This is a genomic window from Frankia sp. RB5 (assembly GCF_059816245.1).
On the sequence record NZ_JCBATA010000026.1, the window covers coordinates 36,973 to 56,382 of the forward strand.

16 protein-coding genes and 1 tRNA gene are annotated in these 19,410 nt (G+C 73.5%); 9 read left to right on the plus strand and 8 right to left on the minus strand.

The window, feature by feature from the left end:
- Positions 1-60: 60 nt before the first annotated feature.
- Entirely contained in the window at positions 61-1,581 is a 1,521-nt protein-coding gene (locus AC6EXY_RS16010; RefSeq protein ID WP_499842356.1) for an ANTAR domain-containing protein, read from the minus strand.
- Positions 1,582-1,823: 242 nt separating this feature from the next.
- The gene (locus tag AC6EXY_RS16015; RefSeq protein ID WP_101830132.1) at positions 1,824-2,063 is read right to left on the minus strand and encodes a mycoredoxin; all 240 of its coding nucleotides are present in this window, start codon (positions 2,061-2,063) and stop codon (positions 1,824-1,826) included.
- A 95-nt stretch (positions 2,064-2,158) separates the two neighbouring features.
- Here AC6EXY_RS16015 and AC6EXY_RS16020 point away from each other — a divergent pair, with 95 nt between their 5' ends.
- From AC6EXY_RS16020 to AC6EXY_RS16035, 4 genes are all read left to right on the plus strand, one after another.
- A complete protein-coding gene (locus AC6EXY_RS16020) occupies positions 2,159-4,378 on the plus strand; it encodes an ATP-dependent DNA helicase UvrD2 (protein ID WP_499818202.1) in 2,220 nt (739 codons plus the stop codon).
- Positions 4,379-4,514: 136 nt separating this feature from the next.
- Complete coding sequence (locus tag AC6EXY_RS16025; protein WP_101830134.1) at positions 4,515-4,970, plus strand: hypothetical protein; 456 nt, start codon at positions 4,515-4,517, stop codon at positions 4,968-4,970.
- Positions 4,971-5,080: 110 nt separating this feature from the next.
- Positions 5,081-5,368, plus strand: coding sequence for a WhiB family transcriptional regulator (locus AC6EXY_RS16030; protein ID WP_101830135.1), 288 nt, complete (start codon positions 5,081-5,083; stop codon positions 5,366-5,368).
- Between the two features lie 100 nt (positions 5,369-5,468).
- A complete protein-coding gene (locus AC6EXY_RS16035; protein WP_423748033.1) occupies positions 5,469-7,040 on the plus strand; it encodes an alkaline phosphatase family protein in 1,572 nt (523 codons plus the stop codon).
- 115 nt (positions 7,041-7,155) lie between these two features.
- Here the strand turns inward: AC6EXY_RS16035 and AC6EXY_RS16040 are convergent, their stop codons facing one another.
- The 3 genes from AC6EXY_RS16040 to AC6EXY_RS16050 all read right to left on the minus strand — a co-directional run bounded on the left by AC6EXY_RS16040 (position 7,156) and on the right by AC6EXY_RS16050 (position 11,931).
- Complete coding sequence (locus AC6EXY_RS16040) at positions 7,156-9,057, minus strand: ABC1 kinase family protein (protein ID WP_499818203.1); 1,902 nt, start codon at positions 9,055-9,057, stop codon at positions 7,156-7,158.
- Between the two features lie 94 nt (positions 9,058-9,151).
- The gene (locus tag AC6EXY_RS16045; RefSeq protein WP_499818204.1) at positions 9,152-10,354 is read right to left on the minus strand and encodes a ThiF family adenylyltransferase; all 1,203 of its coding nucleotides are present in this window, start codon (positions 10,352-10,354) and stop codon (positions 9,152-9,154) included.
- 182 nt (positions 10,355-10,536) lie between these two features.
- The gene (locus AC6EXY_RS16050) at positions 10,537-11,931 is read right to left on the minus strand and encodes a zinc-dependent metalloprotease (protein ID WP_101830138.1); all 1,395 of its coding nucleotides are present in this window, start codon (positions 11,929-11,931) and stop codon (positions 10,537-10,539) included.
- Between the two features lie 289 nt (positions 11,932-12,220).
- Between AC6EXY_RS16050 and AC6EXY_RS16055 the strand changes: the two genes are divergently transcribed.
- The 3 genes from AC6EXY_RS16055 (at position 12,221) to AC6EXY_RS16065 (ending at position 14,228) form a co-directional block, all read left to right on the plus strand.
- The gene (locus AC6EXY_RS16055; RefSeq protein ID WP_101830141.1) at positions 12,221-12,631 is read left to right on the plus strand and encodes a molybdenum cofactor biosynthesis protein MoaE; all 411 of its coding nucleotides are present in this window, start codon (positions 12,221-12,223) and stop codon (positions 12,629-12,631) included.
- Positions 12,632-12,691: 60 nt separating this feature from the next.
- The gene (locus AC6EXY_RS16060) at positions 12,692-13,105 is read left to right on the plus strand and encodes a hypothetical protein (protein WP_499818205.1); all 414 of its coding nucleotides are present in this window, start codon (positions 12,692-12,694) and stop codon (positions 13,103-13,105) included.
- 82 nt (positions 13,106-13,187) lie between these two features.
- Positions 13,188-14,228, plus strand: a complete 1,041-nt coding sequence (locus tag AC6EXY_RS16065) for a YlbL family protein (RefSeq protein WP_499818206.1) — start codon at positions 13,188-13,190, stop codon at positions 14,226-14,228.
- Between the two features lie 123 nt (positions 14,229-14,351).
- Here AC6EXY_RS16065 and AC6EXY_RS16070 read toward each other — a convergent pair whose 3' ends face one another.
- Positions 14,352-14,858 carry a PPA1309 family protein gene (locus AC6EXY_RS16070; protein ID WP_101833023.1) on the minus strand — a complete coding sequence of 169 codons (507 nt, stop codon included), beginning with the start codon at positions 14,856-14,858 and terminating at the stop codon, positions 14,352-14,354.
- A gap of 183 nt (positions 14,859-15,041) precedes the next feature.
- On the opposite strand from AC6EXY_RS16070, the gene AC6EXY_RS16075 reads away from it, so the two are divergent.
- Positions 15,042-18,092, plus strand: coding sequence for a UPF0182 family membrane protein (locus AC6EXY_RS16075; RefSeq protein ID WP_499818207.1), 3,051 nt, complete (start codon positions 15,042-15,044; stop codon positions 18,090-18,092).
- A 133-nt stretch (positions 18,093-18,225) separates the two neighbouring features.
- Positions 18,226-18,299: transfer RNA gene (locus AC6EXY_RS16080), tRNA-Met, on the plus strand.
- 149 nt (positions 18,300-18,448) lie between these two features.
- Here the strand turns inward: AC6EXY_RS16080 and AC6EXY_RS16085 are convergent.
- Positions 18,449-18,715, minus strand: a complete 267-nt coding sequence (locus AC6EXY_RS16085; protein WP_101829655.1) for a DUF6907 domain-containing protein — start codon at positions 18,713-18,715, stop codon at positions 18,449-18,451.
- Positions 18,716-18,899: 184 nt separating this feature from the next.
- Positions 18,900-19,388 carry an Lrp/AsnC family transcriptional regulator gene (locus AC6EXY_RS16090; RefSeq protein WP_101829613.1) on the minus strand — a complete coding sequence of 163 codons (489 nt, stop codon included), beginning with the start codon at positions 19,386-19,388 and terminating at the stop codon, positions 18,900-18,902.
- Positions 19,389-19,410 lie beyond the last annotated feature (22 nt).

A 19,410-nucleotide genomic window follows, 5' to 3' on the forward strand; every position in this document is an offset into this window, starting at 1 on the left:
GCGTCGTCGGCGCCCGGTCGGTTCGGCGCGGGAGCCGGTCAGTGTCGCGGCTGGACCCGGTCAGTGTCGGGTGGACGCGGAGTGCGGCGGCGAGGGCCGGGGAGTGCTCCCACCGGCGCCCGCCCCGGGCGCTACCCCGCCGGGGGGCGCGCTGCCGCCGATGCCGGCCCCGCCGGTCCCGGAGCCCCCGCCTGTCCCGGAGCCGCCGCCGGGCGGTGGCGGGGCCGGCCGGCCGGCGAGCTCGCCCGGCAGGGTGGCCCGGGGGTCGCCGACCGAGTCGACGACCTGCCGGGCCAGGTCGTGCACCCGCCGGCCCATGCCCCGCGCGGTCCGTCGCAGCCGCTCGAACGCCTCCCGCGGCCGGATCTGGTTGCGCTCGGCCAGCACGCCGATGGCCTGCTCGACGACGACTCGCGACGCCAGCGCATGCTCGAGCTGCACGACGGACAGCCGCAGCTGCTCGATCTCGCCGAGGTCGCGCTCGGCCCGGCGCGGTCGCCCGGGCGGGGCGAGGTCCTCGGCGAGCAGGTCGGCGAGCACCATCGCGGACAGCAGGTCACCAACCGGGCGAATCTCGGTGCCGGGGCCCTCCACGATCCAGCCGGCCGTCGTCCGGCGCAGCCGCATGTCGGAGAAGGCGCGTCGCGGCGCCGTCGGGGCACCCTTCGCCGCCGGTGGCCCGCCAGGGCCGGTGCCGCCGCCGGGCGGCGCGGGCGGGGGTCCTGGACGCGGTGACCCCGGCCGCCCGGGCGGGCCAGGCCGCGGCGCCCGGGCGATCGTCTGTGGTGTCGGCGTCGGCCTGCCCGGCGGGCGCGGGGTCGCGGCCGGGGCGCCGCCCTCACCGGCCGGCCCGGGCGCGCGCGGCGGCGAGCCGGGGGTGGCGGAGGCCGGCGCGGTGGTACTGGGTGACGGGGCCGCGGGCGGCGGCGCCGGGGCGGGCGCCTCCTGCGGAGCCCGATCCCGATCCTGGTCCTGGCCTGTCTGGCCCGCGGGCGCCGGCTCGCCGCCGGATGCCGGGCCGGACGACGCCGTGGCACCGCTGGCAGGCGGTTCGGCCGCGGTCGCCGGCCCCGCCGCGGGAGGTGGGGCCGCCGCGGCTGGCCCTGTCTCCGCGGCTGGCGCTGTCTCCTCGGCCGGCCCTGTCTCCTCGGCCCGCGGAGCCGGCGCGGCAGGCGGAGTCGCTGTGGTCGGCGGCGTCGGTGCGGGGGACGCCGAAGGCTGTGGAGGACCTGGGCGGGGCCCGTTGGCCGAGACCGTCGGCGGGGATGGCGCGGGTGCGTCACCCGCCGCTCCCAGCGCGTCGGCGACGCCCCGGATCAGGGCCCGGTCATCCGCGGAGACGGGCACGTCGCCGTGGTCAAGGCCGACCAGGACGCCGAGCAGCCGACCGTCCGGCCGGATCACCGGCGACGCGTGATAGCTGCGCACCCCCAGTTGGCGATGCTCGGCGGTGTCGGCTGAGGGATGCCCCACGCCGACGCCGGCCGCCGCGGCGGGGGCACCGTCGAGCACGCGGGCGGTCAGGCTGTCCGCGCGTGGAAAGTGGGTTCCCTCGTCGAGACCGGGCAGGGTTCCCGACACACGGAGATAGCTCGCAGTCGTCGCTGATACCACGACGAAACAGGCTGTCTCCATCCGGTCCAGGGCGCGAACGGCCCGCAGCGCGGCATCGACGGTGCTCCACGCCTGTTCTGAAGGTGCTGACGACACAGGCCGAACTCTCCCACAAACTTCACGGGCAGTGACGGACACCGTCCCACGAGCCGGCCGCGTGTGCGGTGGGAAGGTAAGAACTCCCGGGATGTCGTTGCTCTACGTATCCGTTATGCGGCAGAAGTGACCTTCTCGGTGACCTGGCGGAGGCTCGGGTTCGTCATCACAGTGCCATCGGGAAAGAGCACCGTCGGCACGGTCGCGTTCCCGTTGTTCGCATCGCGGACAAGTTGCTCTGCTGTCGGGTCGTTCTCGATATCAACGGTCTTGTACTCCACCCCGGCGCGATCGAGTTGGTGCTTCAGCCGAACGCAGTAGCCGCACCAGGAAGTCGTGTAGATCGTGAGCACGAAAGAGCCTCCAAGCCACAGGGACGCAACCCACCGTGTAACAGCGCCGCATCGTCGGCGCTTCCCGGCCCCGTCCGGTACTACCGTGTCGAGGGATGTCCGGATCGCCTGCCCCCACCGCCCACTCCGCCGGGTCGCCCCCGTCCGCCGCACCCGCGGCTGACGACCTGCTCGGCGCGCTCGACCCGGAGCAACGGGCGGCGGCTGGCGCGCCGCTGGGACCAGTGTGCATCCTGGCCGGTGCCGGTACGGGCAAGACGCGCACGATCACGCACAGAATCGCCCACATGGTCGTGGATCGTGGGGTTGGTCCGGATCAGATCCTCGCCGTGAGCTTCACAACCCGCGCGGCCGGCGAACTGCGCGGCCGGCTGCGGTCGATGGGCGTGCCGGGTGTGCAGGCGCGGACGTTCCACTCGGCGGCATTGCGGCAGCTGCACTACTTCTGGCCGACCGTGGCCGGCGGGCCGCTGCCCAAGCCCGAGTCGAGCAAGATCTCCCACATGGCCCGGGCGGCGTCCCGGCTGCGGCTGCGCGCCGAACGCACCGAGCTGCGCGACCTGACCGCCGAGGTCGAGTGGGCGAAGGCCACGCTCCTGTCGCCGGCCGACTACGCGGCCGCGGCGGCGGCGAGCGGCCGGGAGACCGCGATGCCCGCCGACGTCATCGCCCGGCTCTACGCCGCCTACGAGGAGGTCAAACGGGAGGCCGGCGTCCTCGACATGGAGGACCTGCTGCTGCTCACCGCGGCGATGATCGAGGAGCACAGCTGGGTCGCCACCGAGCTGCGCGCCCGTTACCGGCACTTCGTCGTCGACGAGTACCAGGACGTCAACATGCTCCAGCAGCGGGTGCTGGAGGCCTGGCTCGGCGATCGCGACAGCCTGTGCGTCGTCGGCGACCCACATCAGACCATCTACTCCTTCGCCGGCGCCTCGCCCCGCTACCTCCTCGACTTCGCGCGTCGCCACCAGGCAGCGACCGTCGTCCGGCTGGTGCGCGACTACCGTTCGACGCCGCAGGTCGTGGCGCTGGCCAACCGGCTCGTGCGGGCGAGTCCGGCCACCGGGCTCGTCGCGGTGCCCACGCCCGGCCCGGCGCCGGTGTGGCTGGAATGTGACAGCGAGCCGGACGAGGCCGCCGCCGTCGTCAGCCGCATCCGCACCCTGCTCAACCGGGGCACCCCGGCGAGCCGGATCGCGGTGCTGTACCGGACGAACGCCCAGTCCGAGGCGTACGAGGCCGCGATCGGCGCCGGGGGCATCGCCTACCTGGTCCGCGGCGGGGAGAAGTTCTTCGCCCGCGCCGAGGTCGTCAAGGCGATGCAGCTGCTGCGGGGGGCGGTGCGCTCGGCCGACACCGACCGCCCCGAGGGGCTCGCCGACGCCGTCGCGGACGCCCTCGGCGCGCTGAACTGGAATCCTCGCACTCCCGCTACCGGGTCCGGCGCCGAGCGGGAGCGCTGGGAGAACCTTGCGGCCCTGCACCGGCTCGCCGAGGACCTCGCCGCTCGGTCGCCGCAGGCGGGGCTCGCCGAGTTCGTCGCCGAGCTCGCCGACCGCGCCGCCCACGAACACCTGCCCACCGTGGAGGGGGTGACCCTGTCCACCCTGCACGCGGCCAAGGGGCTCGAATGGGACGCGGTGTTCCTGGTCGGGCTCACCGAGGGCACGCTGCCGCTGGTCCACGCGCGCACGCCCGAGCAGGTCGAGGAGGAACGCCGCCTGCTCTACGTCGGGGTGACCAGGGCGCGCACGCACCTGGTCCTGTCCTGGTCGCTGGCCCGTGCTCCGGGTGGCCGCCGGGTGCGCGGCCCGTCCCGGTTCCTGGACGATCTGCGGCCCGTGCGCGGCGGGCGGCCCGGTGCCGGCGGTGTAAGTGGTGCCGGTAGGGGCCTGGGAGCGAGCGGCGGGCCCGGCGTCGACGGGGACGAGGGCGGGCGCTCGGGCGCGGCCGGACGGTCGGCGGGCCGCGGCCGGTCGGCGGTGCGGTGCCGGGTCTGCGGCTGCGCCCTCACCGGGCCCCAGGCCAGGGCCGGGCACTGCGACGGCTGTCCGGTCGACGTGGACGCCGCGCTGTACGAGCGGCTGCGGGCGTGGCGGGCGACGACCGCGCGGGAGCTGCGCCTCCCCGTCTTCGTGATCTACACGGACGCGACCCTGCGCGCGATCGCGGAATCCCGCCCCGCGTCGGTCGCCGAGCTCGTGCGGATTCCCGGAATCGGCCAGGCGAAGCTCGACCGGTACGGCCAGGCCACCCTCGACCTGGTCGCCGGGCGCACCCCGCGGACGGGGCCGGAGGGCACACTTTCGTGACTTTTCGTGTCCGACACGCGACACAGAAAATACGTTGAGGTTCTCGCGGCGGCCTTCTACCGTTACCCACGACGCCCGACGACCACGCCGGCGGAACGGTCACGTTCCCTGGCCCCGAGAAGGAGGTGATCTCGACGTGCTCAGCATTCTGATGGACAAAGTGGGCAGCGAGGTCACCCGTCCGTGGGGATATCGGTCCGGCGTCCTGGCCGCGACGACCGTTGCGGCGGTGAAGGCCGCCGGCGGCCTCGGTATCGGCGGCCTCGGTATCGACGGCCTCCGTATCCAGGGGCTCGGTATCGGCGATTCGCGGCCCGGCGGCGCGCTTGTCGACGGATTCGACGGCGTCACCCCGGCTGTCGGCACGTCGATCTTCGGCACGTCGATCTTCGGCCCGGCCACCTTGTGCGCGACCGCCTTCGGTACCGACGCCTTCGGCACGCCGTTCGTCGGCATCGCCCCGCGGCCGGCCGGCGGGAATGCCCAGGCGTCCGTGGTCGCGGTGGCCGCCGGAGCCACGGCTGTCGAGGCGCCCATGCCCGCACACCGTCACCTCAGCTCGGGATCCGTTCGCGATCCGCTCCCGGACTAGCTCCGCGGAGCCGTCGTCGAGGCCGCGATCCCCATGGGGATCGCGGCCTTTGTCGTTTTCGCTTCCCTGTCCATCCGCTCGAAGACCAACCCGTGTGAGAGGTGACACCGGTGTTCGATCACTCGATCGTCTCCCGGATCGAGCGGGATCAGCTCGTCCTACCCTGCTGGGACGCCGATCCTGAGATGTTCTTCGCTGAGTCCCCGGCGGACGTGGAGACCGCCAAGGCCGTCTGCCGTACCTGCCCGGTCCGGCCGGCCTGTCTCGCCGCCGCCCTCGACCGCGCCGAGCCTTGGGGGGTGTGGGGTGGGGAGCTGGTCGTGACCGGCACCGTCGTGCCCCGCAAGCGGCCCCGTGGCCGTCCCCGCAAGGTGCGTCCCGAGGAGGTCGCCGCCTGAGCCGAGCAGCCGGCGGGACACCGATGATTCGGTGTCCCGCCGGCTGGCGTTGGCCGGTCATTTCTTCCGGTGCTCGGGCGAGTCCCGGTACTGTGCCGGCGTGCCCAGCAGCGAGCGTGTCTATCCAGTGTCGACCGGACCGGTCACCGAGGCGGACGGGGTGCCGGGGCCCGCGGGCGGCGTCGACGAGCTGTCCCTGGCCGTCGCCGCCCTCACGGCACCGGAGTTGGCGGCGATCGTCGATCTCGTCGCCTGGGTCGACGCGGACTGGTTGTACGTCGCGAACGCGGCGGGCTCCGCCCGGCTGCCGGTCGCCGATCCCGACGGCCCGTGGGAACTCCGCTTCGGGCGCCACCCGCTGGCCTCGCAGGATCCGATGTTCGCGGTGCCGTTGTCCGCCGCGCTCGCGGATCCGTCCCCGCCGAACGAGCGCAACGCCTACCCGTTCGCCGGCCGCCGTCTGCTGTCCGCGCTCGGCGACGCCACCCGCTCACCCGACCTGATCGTCGTGCACACTCCAGGCCACTACTGGCCGGAGCGGGGCGGCCATCTCGGCGAGCACGGGTCGCTCGACGCCGGGCAGTCGCGCGCTCCGCTGCTGCTGTCCGGGGCCGGTGTCCGCGCGCGCGGGACGCACCCGGAGGCGGCCCGCGTCATCGACGTGGCGCCAACCCTCGCGACCCTCGCCGGCGTCAGCATGCGCGACCCCGAGGGGAGCGCGCTGACCGAGCTGGTCGGCCCGGGCGCGCGCCACGTCGTCGGCCTGCTGTGGGACGGCGCGAACAGCAACGACCTGCTCGCCATGGCCGCCGCCGGCGAACTGCCCGGCGTGGCCCGGCTGCTCGCCGAGGGCGTGGCGCTGGCCGGCGGGGCGATCGCCGAATTTCCCAGCGTGACGCTGACCAACCACACCTCGGCGCTGACCGGCGTCGGACCGGGACGCCACGGGATCCTGCACAACGTCTACTTCGACCGCGCCGTCGGCCGCCAGGTGATCGTCAACGACGTGAAGACCTGGCACGCCGCCTGCGACCAGCTCCGCGACGGCGTGGAGACCCTCTTCGAGGCGGTCACCCGCGAGCGGCCGGACGCGGTGAGCGCCTGCGTGAACGAACCGGTCGACCGCGGGGCGCACTACTCGACGTTCGGCCTGGTCCGAGAGATGGGCGCCGGCGCCGGGGACGGGCCCGGGGACATGAACGACTACCTGCCGCCCGCCGAGGGCGACCCGCACGCCAGCGAGCGCTGGGTGCGGGAGAATCCCGACTACGCCTGGTCGACCCGGGTGGACGCGCTGGGACTCGCCCAGGTCGTCCAGCTCTGGGGCGCCGACGCGACACCACCCGACGTCATGTGGTGGAACACGACGGTCACCGACACGGGCCACCACGGCGGCGGCCCCTACTCGGAGCAGGCCCGGGCCTCGCTGCGCGACGCGGACGCGCGCCTCGTCGCGTTCCTCGACCTGCTGGAGGAACGCGGCCTGCTGGCCGACACGGCGATCCTGCTGACCGCCGACCACGGCTCCGAGGCGGCGGACCCGACCTGCCGTGGCGACTGGGGCGAGGCTCTGCGGGCCACCGGCATCCCGTTCCGGGACGAGGGCTACGGCTTCATCTACCTGGGCCAGTCAGCCGTTCCGCCCGAACCCACCACCCCCACCGCACCGTAGGGCACGCCCCGGTCCCGCGGGACCTCGCCGCAGTCCCGCGGGACCGCGTGTTCCCGCGGTAACACGTCGGCTCGCCCGCATGGTCATCAGTGGCGGCCGCCTGGATCCACAACGACTAAGTCGCGGTTGGCGCGCTTCCCGCGTCCTCAGTCGGCGGCGGCTGCCGATTCGCCGGTGACGCCGGTGACGCCGGTGACGGTGGTGCCGGTGCCGGTGCCGGGGGCGTCTGGCTCGGGGGTGTCGGCTTCGTCCGGGCAGCTCGCTTGCGTTGCGACGGACGCGATGCCGCGGGGGAGCCGGCGGACGCGTCGGGGCCGGGCGAGCTCGCCTCGGGGGGCGTCGTCGTGGTGCCGGCCGGACCGCCGTCGCGGCCGGAGGGCCGGCGGGGTCTCGGCGGTCGGCTCACCTCGGCGGCCCCAGCCTGAGCGGGAACCTGGCCGGGCTTCGCCGCGGGCGGGGCCTTACGGGTTCGGGTACCCGGGCGGGCCGGCTTCGCGGCTCCGGCACCGGCCGCAGCGGCGGCTCCGGCACCGGCCGCACCGGCAGTGGGACCGGCGGCGGAGCGGCGGCGGGTACGTGGGGGGTCGGTGAGGACGACGGGGCCGGGCGCCGCGCGGATGACTCCGGCCTCGTCGCGTACCCGCAGTTCGGGCAGTGTGCGCTCGGGCCGGTTGGCGTGCGCGGCGGCCCGCGCGGGCGGGGAGCCGGGCTCGGCGAAGCCGGGCTGCCAGCGTTCCATCTCCGCGCGGAACGGGCCGGTGCTGCCGAGCTGGCAGAGGATCCCGATCGCCCCGAGTGTGACTCTGTGGATGAGCAGGTAGGACGGCGGGAGATTGAGCTGGCGGCCCAGCTGCGTGGTGGCGGAGCGCCAGTCGCTGAGCCGGGCGGCCTCCCCGCGTAGCCAGGCCCGGGAGAAGGCGAACTCGTCCTCGGTGATGGGCGCCAGCATCGGCGCGAGGTAGTCGAGCAGCACGTCGGCCTCGATCTCGGCCGACGGTGGGATGAAGCCCTCGGCTCGCAGCCCGGCGGCGACGGCTTCCGCGTCGCCCTCCAGCGTCTGGCGGGCCAGCCGCCCGATCGGCTCGGGCAGGCCGCCGGGCAGCCGGTTGACCGCGCCGAAGTCGAGCACGCCGAGCCGGCCGTCCGCGAGCAGCCGGAAGTTGCCCGGATGCGGGTCGGCGTGCAGCAGCCCGGCGCGCGCCGGGCACGAGTACAGGAAGCGCACCAGCAGCAGCCCGGCCCGGTCCCGCTGCTCGGTGGTGCCGTCGGCGATCACGGCGGACAGCGGGACACCCTCGATCCACTCGCTGACGATGACCCGGTCGGACCCGGCGAGCGGACGCGGGACGACGATGTCGGGATCGTCCGCGTACGCAGCCGCGAACGCCGACTGCCAGGCCGCCTCCAGCCGATAGTCGAGTTCCTCGGTGATCCGCGCCTTGAGCTCCTCGACCAGCGGCTTGATGTCCAGCCCCGGCGTCACCGCGCCGAACAGCCGTGCCGCGCGCCCGAGCTGGGTGAGGTCGGCGAGCAGCGCCGGCCCGGCGCCCGGATACTGGATCTTCACCGCGACCGACCGGCCGTCGGCCCAGACCGCCCGGTGCACCTGGCCGATGCTGGCCGCCGCGCTCGGAGTGTCGTCGAACTCGGCGAACAGGTCCCGCCAGCGCTCGCCGAACTCCTCGGTGAGCACACGGTGGACCACGGCGGCGGGCAGTGGCGGCGCCGCCTCCTGAAGCTTGGTCAGCGCCGCCCGGTAGGGCGCCGCCACCTCGTCGGGCAGCGCCGCCTCGAAGACGGACAGCGCCTGCCCCAGCTTCATCGCCCCGCCCTTGAGCTCACCGAGGACGCGGAAGATCTGCGCCGCGGTGCGCTGCTGGAGCTCGGTGGCGACGGCCTCCGCGGGCCGGCCCCCGATGCGCTTGCCGACGCCTAGGGTGGCCCGGCCGGCGATCCCGAGTGGGAGCGTGGCCAGTTTGGCGGTGCGGACGACGGCCCGCCGCGGGATGTCGGACACCGCTCCATCGTGCCCCCTCGGGGCCCACCGCGGGCAGTGGCGGCCGGTGATGGACCCGGTGCCGGAGCTGTCCCGGTGTGCCGGCGGCCCAGCCTCAACCGTCCTCGTCGCGCGGGGGGCCAGGGACGACCGCGGCGGCCGTTCGGGCCGTGCGACAGGGACAGTTGGGGTGCACCGGCCAGCTGCGCCGGCGGATCCGCCAGTCCGGAACGGCGAGCTCCAGGGCGCCGTTCGCCGTTACGGGAAGCGATGCCGAAGCGGACGTCGGTGTGTGGAAAATCTCAGTATCGACGGTTGCGGGCGGCGGGGCGAAGTCGGAGTTGTCGGACAGGCGGCCGGGTTCGGTGCCGTGGCCGGCAGCGCCGTCGAGGTAGGTCAACGCCTGCATGGCCGCGAGCGCGGCGACGAGGCTCGCGAGAGTGATCTCGCAGGGGTCGTGCCCGATGGTTCGTGGGCGGACCAGCTGCATCGCGAGCAGCGGCCAGGCCGGATCGCGGCCCTGCCGGTGCAGATGCTGGCAGTGCAGGCAGGCGGTGACGCCGGGCACGACGAGCGGGCCGACGACCCCGCTGGTCTCCCGCACGCCGGCCAGCAGGTGGGCGCCGCCGCGGCGCTCCAGCTCGAGGCAGTCGGCCGGCGCGACCGTCGGCGGCCCGACGGGGGCGAGCACGACCAGATCCGCCTCGAACCGACCCGGCCCACCGTCCGACCGGGGCCGTGGCCCGGCCCACTCGTGGCGCACCCTGCTCATCGCGGCCCCCGCGGCCAGCGCGCGGGGGCGGCCCACGTCGTCGAGCCGCAGGCCGCCCGGGGAGACATCGGCGGCCGTCGCCTCCGCCGGGTCGTCGACGACGACCCGGCCCACCCCGGCCGCGGCGAGCAGGGTGACGATCTGCGCGCCGACCCGGCCGGCGCCCCGCACGAGCACCCGGGCGGCCCGGCGGGCCGCCAGTGCCCGCGACGGGCGGCCGGGATCCACCGACCGCATCGACAGCGCCGCGAGGTCGGGCAGCAGCCGGTCCCGCTCGGCGGCGGGCAGCGCCGCGAGGCCGGGCCGGGCGGCCGCGTCGTCGAGCAGGCCGGCGTCGTCCAGCAGGTCCAGCAGGTCCTGCCCGGCGGCGCTGGTGGCGAGCCGCACCTGTTCGAGGGTGCGGCGGCCGTCGAGCGCGTCGAGCACGGCGGCGTGCGCCGGGCGCAGGCCGGTGACGAGCACGGCGGCGGCCGGGTCGATGCCGAGCTGCAGCGTGGAGCCGTTGTGCCAGAGGCGACGCAGGCCGGGCTTGAGGATCGGGCGCATGGATCCTCCGCGGGTCCACCGGCGGCGCGGGCCACCGGATACGAGTTCGGGCGCACCGGCCACGAGGCCGGCCGCGCCCTACCGTGCCACGGGGTCCGCCGCGAGGCGAGGCTGTGGACAACCGCTGTGGAGGGCCTGTGGAGAGTCCTGTGGGCTCCGCCGCACGCGGCCCGCCGCCCGGCTCAGGCCGGCGGGTTCGCCGCGCCGGGGCCGTCGCCCGGGCCCAGATCCTTCGGCCCGCCGCCCTCGGCGGGGGGTGTGTCGCGCAGCTTCTCGATCTCGGCGATCGGGTCGTCCAGGATGCTGGCCGCCGCCCCGCTCACGAACGTCGCCGGGGAGGCCAGGTCGTCGGCGGTGGGCAGCAGGTCCGGATGGGCCCACACGGCGTCCCGGCCCTCCCGGCCGCGAGCCTCGGCGAGCGCCTCCCACAGCGCGGCGGCCTCGCGCAGCTTGCGCGGGCGCAACGACAGGCCGACCAGCGTCGAGAAGGTCTGCTCGCCCGGGCCACCCTCGGCCCGGCGGCGGCGGACCATCTCCCGCAGCCGGCCGGAGCCGGGCAGATGACCAGCGGCCGCGGCATCCGCCACATGGTCGACCCAGCCCTCGATGAGGGCGAGGATCAGCTCCAGGCGGGTGAGCGCCGCCTTCTGCTCGGGGGTGGTCGCGTCGTTGAAGACGTCCTCGCCGAGCGCCTCGGACAGCCGCTCGGGGTTCATCAGCGCCGTCGGGTCGACCATCCGCATGACCCGGCCGACGGCCTCGGTGTCCACCGCGATGCCGCGGGCGTATTCCTCCACCGCGCCGAGCACATGCGCGCGCAGCCACGGGACGTGCGCGAAAAGCCGGTTCGAGGCGGCCTCGCGCAACGCGAGGTAGATGCGCACCTCGTCCTCGGGCAGCTCCAGCCCGGAGCCGAACGCGGCGACCCCGGCGGGCACCAGCGCCGCCGTCCCCGCGGGCCCGAGCGGCAGGCCCACCTCGGTGGACGAGACGACCTCGGCGGCCAGCGTGCCGATCGCCTGACCCACCTGGGCGCCGAACAGCATCCCGCCGACCTGGTTCATCATCTGGACGATCGGCCCGCCCGCGGACATCAGCGAGCCGAGGTCGACGCCCGGGGGCAGCGCGTCGCGCAGCTCGCTGGGCAGCTCGATCCCGCCACCGCCGAGCTGGCTCAGGCCGCTGGAGATGCCCGTGCGCATCGCCTCGACGACCTTCGCCGCGATCGGGTCGCACAGCGTGCGCCACACCGGCAGCGTCTTCTCGATCCACTCCACCCGGGACCAGCCCGCGGCCGCGGTCGCCCCGGACGGCAGGGTGGTCACCGGGTCGAGCCAGACGTCCGCGATGCGCAGCGCCTCGGCGACGAGATGCTGCTGGCCCATGGGCACGCTCGACGCGCCGTCGCCCAACGAGCGCACGGCCACCTGCCGGGCCAGCTCCCAGTTCACCGGGCCGCCCTGCCAGGACAGCAGCCGTTCCAGCTCGGCGAAGAACGGCGCGCTGCCCCCGAACGGGGAGCGGGACTCGTCGCCGCCGCCCGACGGGCTGAAGCCGAACGGGAGGTCGCCACTCATCGGACGTGACCTGATCGGAGAGCTGGGCGTCGCATGCGCGGTTGGGCCATGAACCCACGGTAATGCGTTTTCTGCCTTCTGGCCGGAACGGATGCTGCCACGTCCGGTTACGGTCGTGGATGTGGACCCGATGTGTTCTCCCGCGATCATCCCGACGGCGGACGAGGCAGGTGGCGGCGCGCCTCCCGTGGCGGCGGGAGCGCCGGGTGGCCCGTGGGACCCGGGCCCGGCCGCGCCCGGTGGCGCGGGTGGTCCCGGGGAGGGCCGGACGAGCCCGCCCGGCCGGGTGATGTTGGCGGAGGTTCGTGACAGCGCGTTGTCGGTCGACGAGTGCATGGCTGCCGTCCTGCTCCCCGAGGTGGGCGGGATCGCGCTGTTCGTGGGCACCGTGCGCGATCATGATCACGGTCGCCCGGTGACAGACCTCGCCTACGAAGCGCATCCGCGCGCCACGGCGGAGATCGGGCGGCTCGCCGCCGAGGTGGCGGCGAGCCGCGATGTGCGCGCGATCGCGGTGACCCACCGCACCGGGCACCTCCGGGTGGGGGAGATGGCGGTCGTGGTCGCGGTGGGCGCGGCGCACCGGGCCGAGGCATTCGCCGCCTGTCGTCGTCTGATCGATGACATCAAGGCGCAGGTTCCCATTTGGAAACACCAGATTTTTGCGGATGGCGCGGCGGAATGGGTGGGCGCCTGCTGAGCGGGGCACCTACGATAGAAATAAGTCATCTTCTTGTTCGTCTCGACGTCGAGGCCTTCCATGTGGCTCCTGTTGATCCCCCCCGCCGCCGTGTTCCTGACGATCGCGTGGGTCGCGCTGCGCACCCGGCCCGACCGCACCTCCGAAGCCATGCTCACCATCGAGGGCTACCGGCGCAGCATGGCCGCGCTCGCCCGCCCGATTCCCGCCCAGCCCGCCCCGCGGGCCGACGCGGACCTCGACGATCCGTACTTCCCCGACCCGCCCCCCTTCTCCGATCCCTCCCGCCTCGTCGACCCCCGGGCCTTCGCCGACGGTGATCCGTTCGCCGACGGGCACCCGCTAGACGACTCCCAGGCGCGTACCGAGCCCATCCCGTTCGCCGAGGCCCTCCCCGCGACCGGCCCGCTACCGGTCGTCGACCCGCGTCCCGCCGGCGACCCGCCGGCGCCGGGGCCGTCCGACCTGGCCTGACCGCACCACCCGCCGGCCGGCGCCCGCCCGCTGGGGCGGACGCCGGCCCGGACGGGCCACGGGCGGTACATAGACTGCGTCCATGGCCCGGCGTACCCAGACACTGGTGGTCACGTCGGTACTGGCGCTGGTGCTGCTCGTCGTGGGTCTCTGGCTGCCGGTACCGTTCGTCACCCTGGCCCCCGGGCCCGTCACCGACACCCTCGGCAGCGTCGACGGCACCCGGCTCATCTCGATCGAGGGTCGGCGCACCTACCCGACGTCGGGGCGCCTCGAGCTCACCACCGTCGAGGAGACCCCGAAGCTCAACCTGCTCAGCGCCCTGGGCGACTGGCTCGACTCGGACCGGGCGGTCGTGCCCACCGAGCTCATCCGGCCCCGCGGCTCCACCCAGGAGCAGGTGCAGCAGGAGAACGCGCAGGCCATGCTGGACTCGCAGGACCAGGCGACGGCCGCCGCGCTCGGCCGGCTCGGCATCGAGCCCACCGGGCACGCGATCGCGGTCTACACCGTTCCCGCGGGCTCCCCGGCCACCGGCAGGCTCACCGCGGGTGACGTGATCACCCAGGTGAACGGCGTGGCGGTGACGAGCCAGAACCAGCTGCGCGCCGAGGTCGGCAAGGTGCGCCCCGGGACGCCGGTCACCGTCGGCTACAAGCGGGACGGCAGACCGGCCACGGTCACGATCACCACCCGCCCGGCCACCGACGACCCGGCCCGCGCGATGATCGGCATCACCACGACCGACAAACGGACCTATCCGTTCACGGTGAAGATCCGTCTCTCCGATGTCGGCGGCCCGAGCGCGGGCCTGATGTTCGCGATGGGCATCGTCGATCTGCTCACCCCGGGCGAGCTGACCGGCGGTAAGACCATCGCCGGCACGGGGACGATCACCGCGGATGGTCAGGTGGGCCCGATCGGCGGCATCCAGCAGAAGGTGCTCGGCGCCCGGGCCTCCGGGGCCACGGTCTTCCTCGTGCCGGCGGCGAACTGCGCGGACGCCCGCGGGGTGGACAGCGCGAACGCGCCCCGCCTGGTCAGGGTCGACACCCTGGACGGTGCGCTGAAGGCCGTCGATGCGCTGCGGACGAATCCGGCCGCTGCCGTCCCGTCCTGCTGAGCTGGTCTGGGCCCGCCCGTAGTGCTGTCCGCCCTGGCACCGCCCGCCGCCGTGCCGTCCGGGGACGGCACGGCGGTGCGGCCGCCGGGCCCGGTGCCGCGCGCCGCCGGGCCCGGCGGGTGCTCACTGGAACGTCGCGAGCAGCCCGTCGATCAGGTTGTCGGCGAGATCGGGGTCGACGACCAGCTCGTCGTCCCCGCGCACGCGCAGGCAGGAGGCGTGCAGCCCGGTGCGGGTCACCCCGACGGCGAGGCGGACGTCCTGGCGCTCGGGGTGGTTGGCCGCCCAGTACTCGATCTCGTCGTCCGAGTAGGGGGCCTCCTCCTCGGCGCTGGGCGGGAGCACGACCAGTTCGGTGACCAGGACGCAGCCCAGCACCTCCGGGGGCCAGCCGATGCCCGCGAGCACCTCGTCGAGGCGCCCCACCGGCAGCGGTTCCTGCTCGACCGGGGTCAGCGAACCGGGCGGGGAGTCCCCGATGTGGGGCGCCAGCGCCGGCTCGCGGGCCAGCAGGTCGGCGGTGTCGGCGAGTGCGTAGACCTGGCTGGGCTGATCCCAGCCGGAATCGGCGACGTGCCGCTCGACCTCGAGTACGACGGAGGTCAACTCCGTGATGTTCGGGCTGCTCACCAACCCATCCTCTCCGATCCCCCCGTGGGGGCTGGCGTAGGTTGCCGTACAGGGGGTGCTTCGCACCGCGTGCCGGGGCTGCCCGGCCGGCAGGTCCCGGACCCACCCTTGCCGCCGCGGGCCGCCGTCACCGGCGGTCCGGCGGCCATCTGATCCATAACGTCCTGACCGCACGGAGGAACTGTGGCAACGACCAGCCGCCGCCCGGTGCTGACCCGCGCCACGGTTTTTGTCCCGGTGCTGCTGGTCGTGCTGCTCGCGATCGTGTTCGTCGTCGTCTTCACGCGGTTCTACACGGACCTGTTGTTCTATCGCTCGGTCGACTTCAGCAAGGTCTTCACCACCGTCATCTACACCCGGATCCTGTTGTTCATCCTCTTCGGCGCGGTGATGGCCGTCGTCATCGGGGCCAACATCGTACTGGGATACCGGCTGCGCCCGCCGCTTCGGCCGTTGTCGACGGAGCAGCAGAACCTCGAGCGCTACCGGTCGGCGATCGAGCCGTACATGAAGCTGATCCTGCTCGGGATCGCGGCGGTGTTCGGGCTGGCCGCCGGGCTGTCCGCGTCCGAGCGCTGGCGGACGTGGCTGCTGTGGGTGAACGGGGTGCCGTTCGGGAAGACCGATCCGCAGTTTCACCGGGACATCAGCTACTACACGTTCACCTACCCGTTCCAGCGTTTCCTGCTCGGATTCCTGCTGGCCGCGGTGCTGCTGTCGCTGCTGGTCACCGTGCTGACCCACTACCTGTTCGGGGGAATCCGGCTGCAGACGCCGGGGGAGCGGGTGACCCCGGCGGCCAAGGCACACATCTCCGTGCTGCTCGGGCTGCTGGCGCTGCTCAAGGCATGGGCCTACTACCTGGACAGGTTCGGGGCGGTGTTCTCCGCGCGCGGGGTGGCCACCGGTGCCTCCTACACGGACGTGCACGCCGTGCTGCCGGCGAAGCTGATCCTGCTGTTCATCTCGCTGGCCTGCGCCGTGCTGTTCATCGTCAACATCTTCCAGCGCGGCTGGACGCTGCCGCTGCTCGGCGCGGGCATCCTGGTGCTGTCCTCGGTGGTGATCGGCGGCATCTATCCGGCGATCGTCCAGCAGTTCCAGGTGCGGCCGAACGAGGCGAGCCGCGAGCAGCCGTACATCGAGCGCAACATCCAGGCGACCAGGGCCGCCTACGGCATCGAGAACGTGAAGGCGCAGCCCTACGGGGCCCGAACCGACGTCACCGCTCAGCGGGTCGCCACGGACACCGGGACGGTGCCCAACATCCGGCTGCTCGACCCGAGCAAGCTGTCGCGGACCTTCCAGCAGAGCCAGCAGATCCGCGGCTACTACACGTTCCCGAAGACCCTCGATGTGGACCGCTACACGGTCACCGGCGCCGACGGCAAGAAGACCACCGGCGACTACGTCGTGGCCGTCCGGGAGCTGAACCAGGCCGGCCTGGGCGCCGAGCAGCGCAACTGGATCAACGAACACCTCACCTACACCCACGGCAAGGGATTCGTCGCCGCACCGTCGAACACGGTGCACGAGGGCCAGCCCGTCTTCGACCAGGGCGAGCGCGACCTGCCACAGGAAGTCGCCTTCGGCGTCAGGGAGAACCGGGTCTACTTCGGTGAGCTGTCGCCGAACTACTCGGTCGTCGGTACCCGGCAGGCGGAGATCGACGGCCTCGGCCCCGGCAACACCCAGGCCACGACGACCTACACCGGCGACGGCGGCGTCTCGATCGGCTCCACGTTCCGGCGCACCCTGTTCGGGCTGCGCTTCGGTGAGAAGAACCTGCTGCTGTCCAACGACATCACCAAGGACTCGCGGATCCTCTACGAGCGCAACCCGCGGGACCGGGTGAGCAAGGCGGCCCCCTGGCTCACGCTTGACGGCGACATGTACCCCGCCATCGTCAACGGCCGCATCACCTGGATCCTCGACGGTTACACCACCTCCGACGGCTACCCCTACTCCGCCCGGCGCACCCTCGGCGACGTCACCGCCGACTCGGTCACCGCGCAGAGCGGCAACCGGGCCCAGCAGCCGCCGAACCAGGTCAACTACATCCGCAACTCGGTGAAGGCCACCGTCGACGCCTACGACGGCACCGTCACCCTGTACGCCTGGGACGAGTCCGACCCGGTGCTGCGGACCTGGATGAAGGCCTTCCCGGACACGGTGCAGCCGAAGAAGGACATCTCCCCGTCGCTGATGGAGCACCTGCGCTACCCCGAGGACCTGTTCAAGGTGCAGCGTGACCTCATCGGCCAGTACCACGTGTCCGACCCGCGGGACTTCTACTCGCAGGAGGACTTCTGGCAGGTCTCGGACTCACCGGACGGCAGCGGGCAGCCGCAGCCGCCGTTCTACGTCTACAGCCAGCTCCCCGACCGCCGCGAGCCGTCCTACAACCTCACCTCGCCGCTGATCTCGGCCCGCTCGTCGAAACTGGCCGCGTACATGGCGGTGTCCAGCGACCCGGCCAACTACGGCCGGTTCACCCTGCTGCAGCTGCCACCGGGTGACACGATCAACGGGCCCGTCCAGGTCCAGGGCGCCATCGAGGCGAACGCGGACGTGGTCAAGAACCTCGCCCTGTGGCGGGGCGTGGGCTCGCAGACGATCGAGGGCAATCTGCTGACCCTGCCCGTCGCCGGCGGCCTGCTCTACGTCGAGCCGTACTACGTGCAGGCCCGGGGGAGCTCGGGCTACCCCCTCCTGCAGGGCATCGCGACCGTCTACGGGGAGAGCATCGGATTCGGCTCGTCGCTCGGGGAATCGCTGGATAAGGCCTTCGGCACCGGAGCCGGCGCCGCGGCTGCCGGGGCCGGGACGGGGGCCCCCACCACCGGCGGTGCGGGTTCGGGCGGGGGCGGGCCGGGCGGCTCGTCCGGGACGGCGCCACCGGCCGGCTCCGGCCCGCTGCAGGACGCCGTGCGCGACGCGGACGGCGCATACCAGCGGGGCCAGGATGCCCTGCGTAAGAACCCGCCGGACTTCGCCGTCTACGGCCAGTCCCAGACCGACCTGGCGAACGCCCTGGGTCGCCTGCGCACGCTCGCCAGCCCGTCGACGACCCCGACGACCCCGCCGGCCCGGCCGGCCCGGCCGACCACGGGCGCCTCGGCCTCGCCCGGCGCCGCGTCCTCGTCCGGCCGGACGGGCGTTGACGCGCCGGTGTCCGGCACACCATCGCCGCCGCCATCTCCCACGCGTCAGGCGCCGCCATCGCCCGACTGACCGGACGGCCTGGCGGGTGCGGCGCACGCCGGCCGGCACCACCGCGGCGCGGCCGCCAGAAAAATCCAAAAAAGGTCCGCCCTCGATTTGACACCTCCTGGTTCCCGCCCTGTATGGTGATGACACACACCGACGCGGGGTGGAGCAGCTCGGTAGCTCGCTGGGCTCATAACCCAGAGGTCGCAGGTTCAAATCCTGCCCCCGCTACAAAGGAAAGAGGCTCTCGGAGGAATTCCTCCGAGAGCCTCTTTCATTGCTGTGGCAGGTGGTTACAGGAGGCGGCCGGTTTCGATGCCGGGCGTGGGCGCTGGCCCGCGCTCCGTGCGGAGGCGCGGGCCGTGTCCTGGGCGGTCTGCCTAGCGGGTGTTCGGGCGGGGGGACCGCCAGGGCGTCGCGGGGCGGACGGCCTCAGCGGCGTGGACGAGCGCCTGGGCGAGGCGGCGGGCCTCGTCGGGATCCAGATAGGCCGCCGCGAGGGTGTCCAGCATCGGGGCGTCCACCCGGAGAAGAATCACCGGCGCGCCGCTGGCGCTCGCCGGCGGCTCGGGGCGCACGGTGATCTCGGCTTGGCCGATGCGCGTAATCAAAATGCCGTCCTGCGGGTCATGGTGGACCAGCGCCATGCTCACCCCATCATGTCTGGGCCGAGTTTGTTTGACTGTCGTTGCATCAGTTGGACTCTTGTTGGTGCTTTGGGGTTGTTCGTGGACGGTGTCTTCGGGGTGACTCTGCCGACCGTTCCCGCCGGGCGGCGTCTCACCCGTGGTGCCGGCCGAACAGTGCCCTGGAGGGTGGCGCCCCGCACCGTCAGCGGACTCCCCACGTGTACGTCTGCTTGACCAGGCGCAGGTAGACGAAGGTCTCCGTCGCGAGGACCTGGGGTATGGCCCGGATCTGCGTGTTGATGAGCTCCAGCAGATGCTCGTCGTCCTCGGCGACGATCTCCACGATGAGGTCGAACGAACCGGCGGTGAGGACGACGTAGTCGACCTCGGGCAGCGCGGAGATCGTGTCGGCGACGTCGCGGGTGTCGCCGGTGACCCGGACGCCGATCATGGCCTGCCGGTGGAAGCCGACCCGCAGCGGATCGGTGACCGCGACGATCTGCATGACGCCGGCGTCTAGCAGGCGCTGGACCCGCTGGCGCACGGCGGCCTCGGACAGGCCGACGGCGGCCGCCATCGCCGCGTAGGAGCGCCGGCCGTCCTGCTGGAGCTGTTCGATGATGGCCTTGTTGACGTCGTCGAGCAGGGCGTCGGGGGCGGATCGCTGGCCGAGTGTGCGTCGGGACTGCACCCGGGATCCCTCCTCTCGCCCG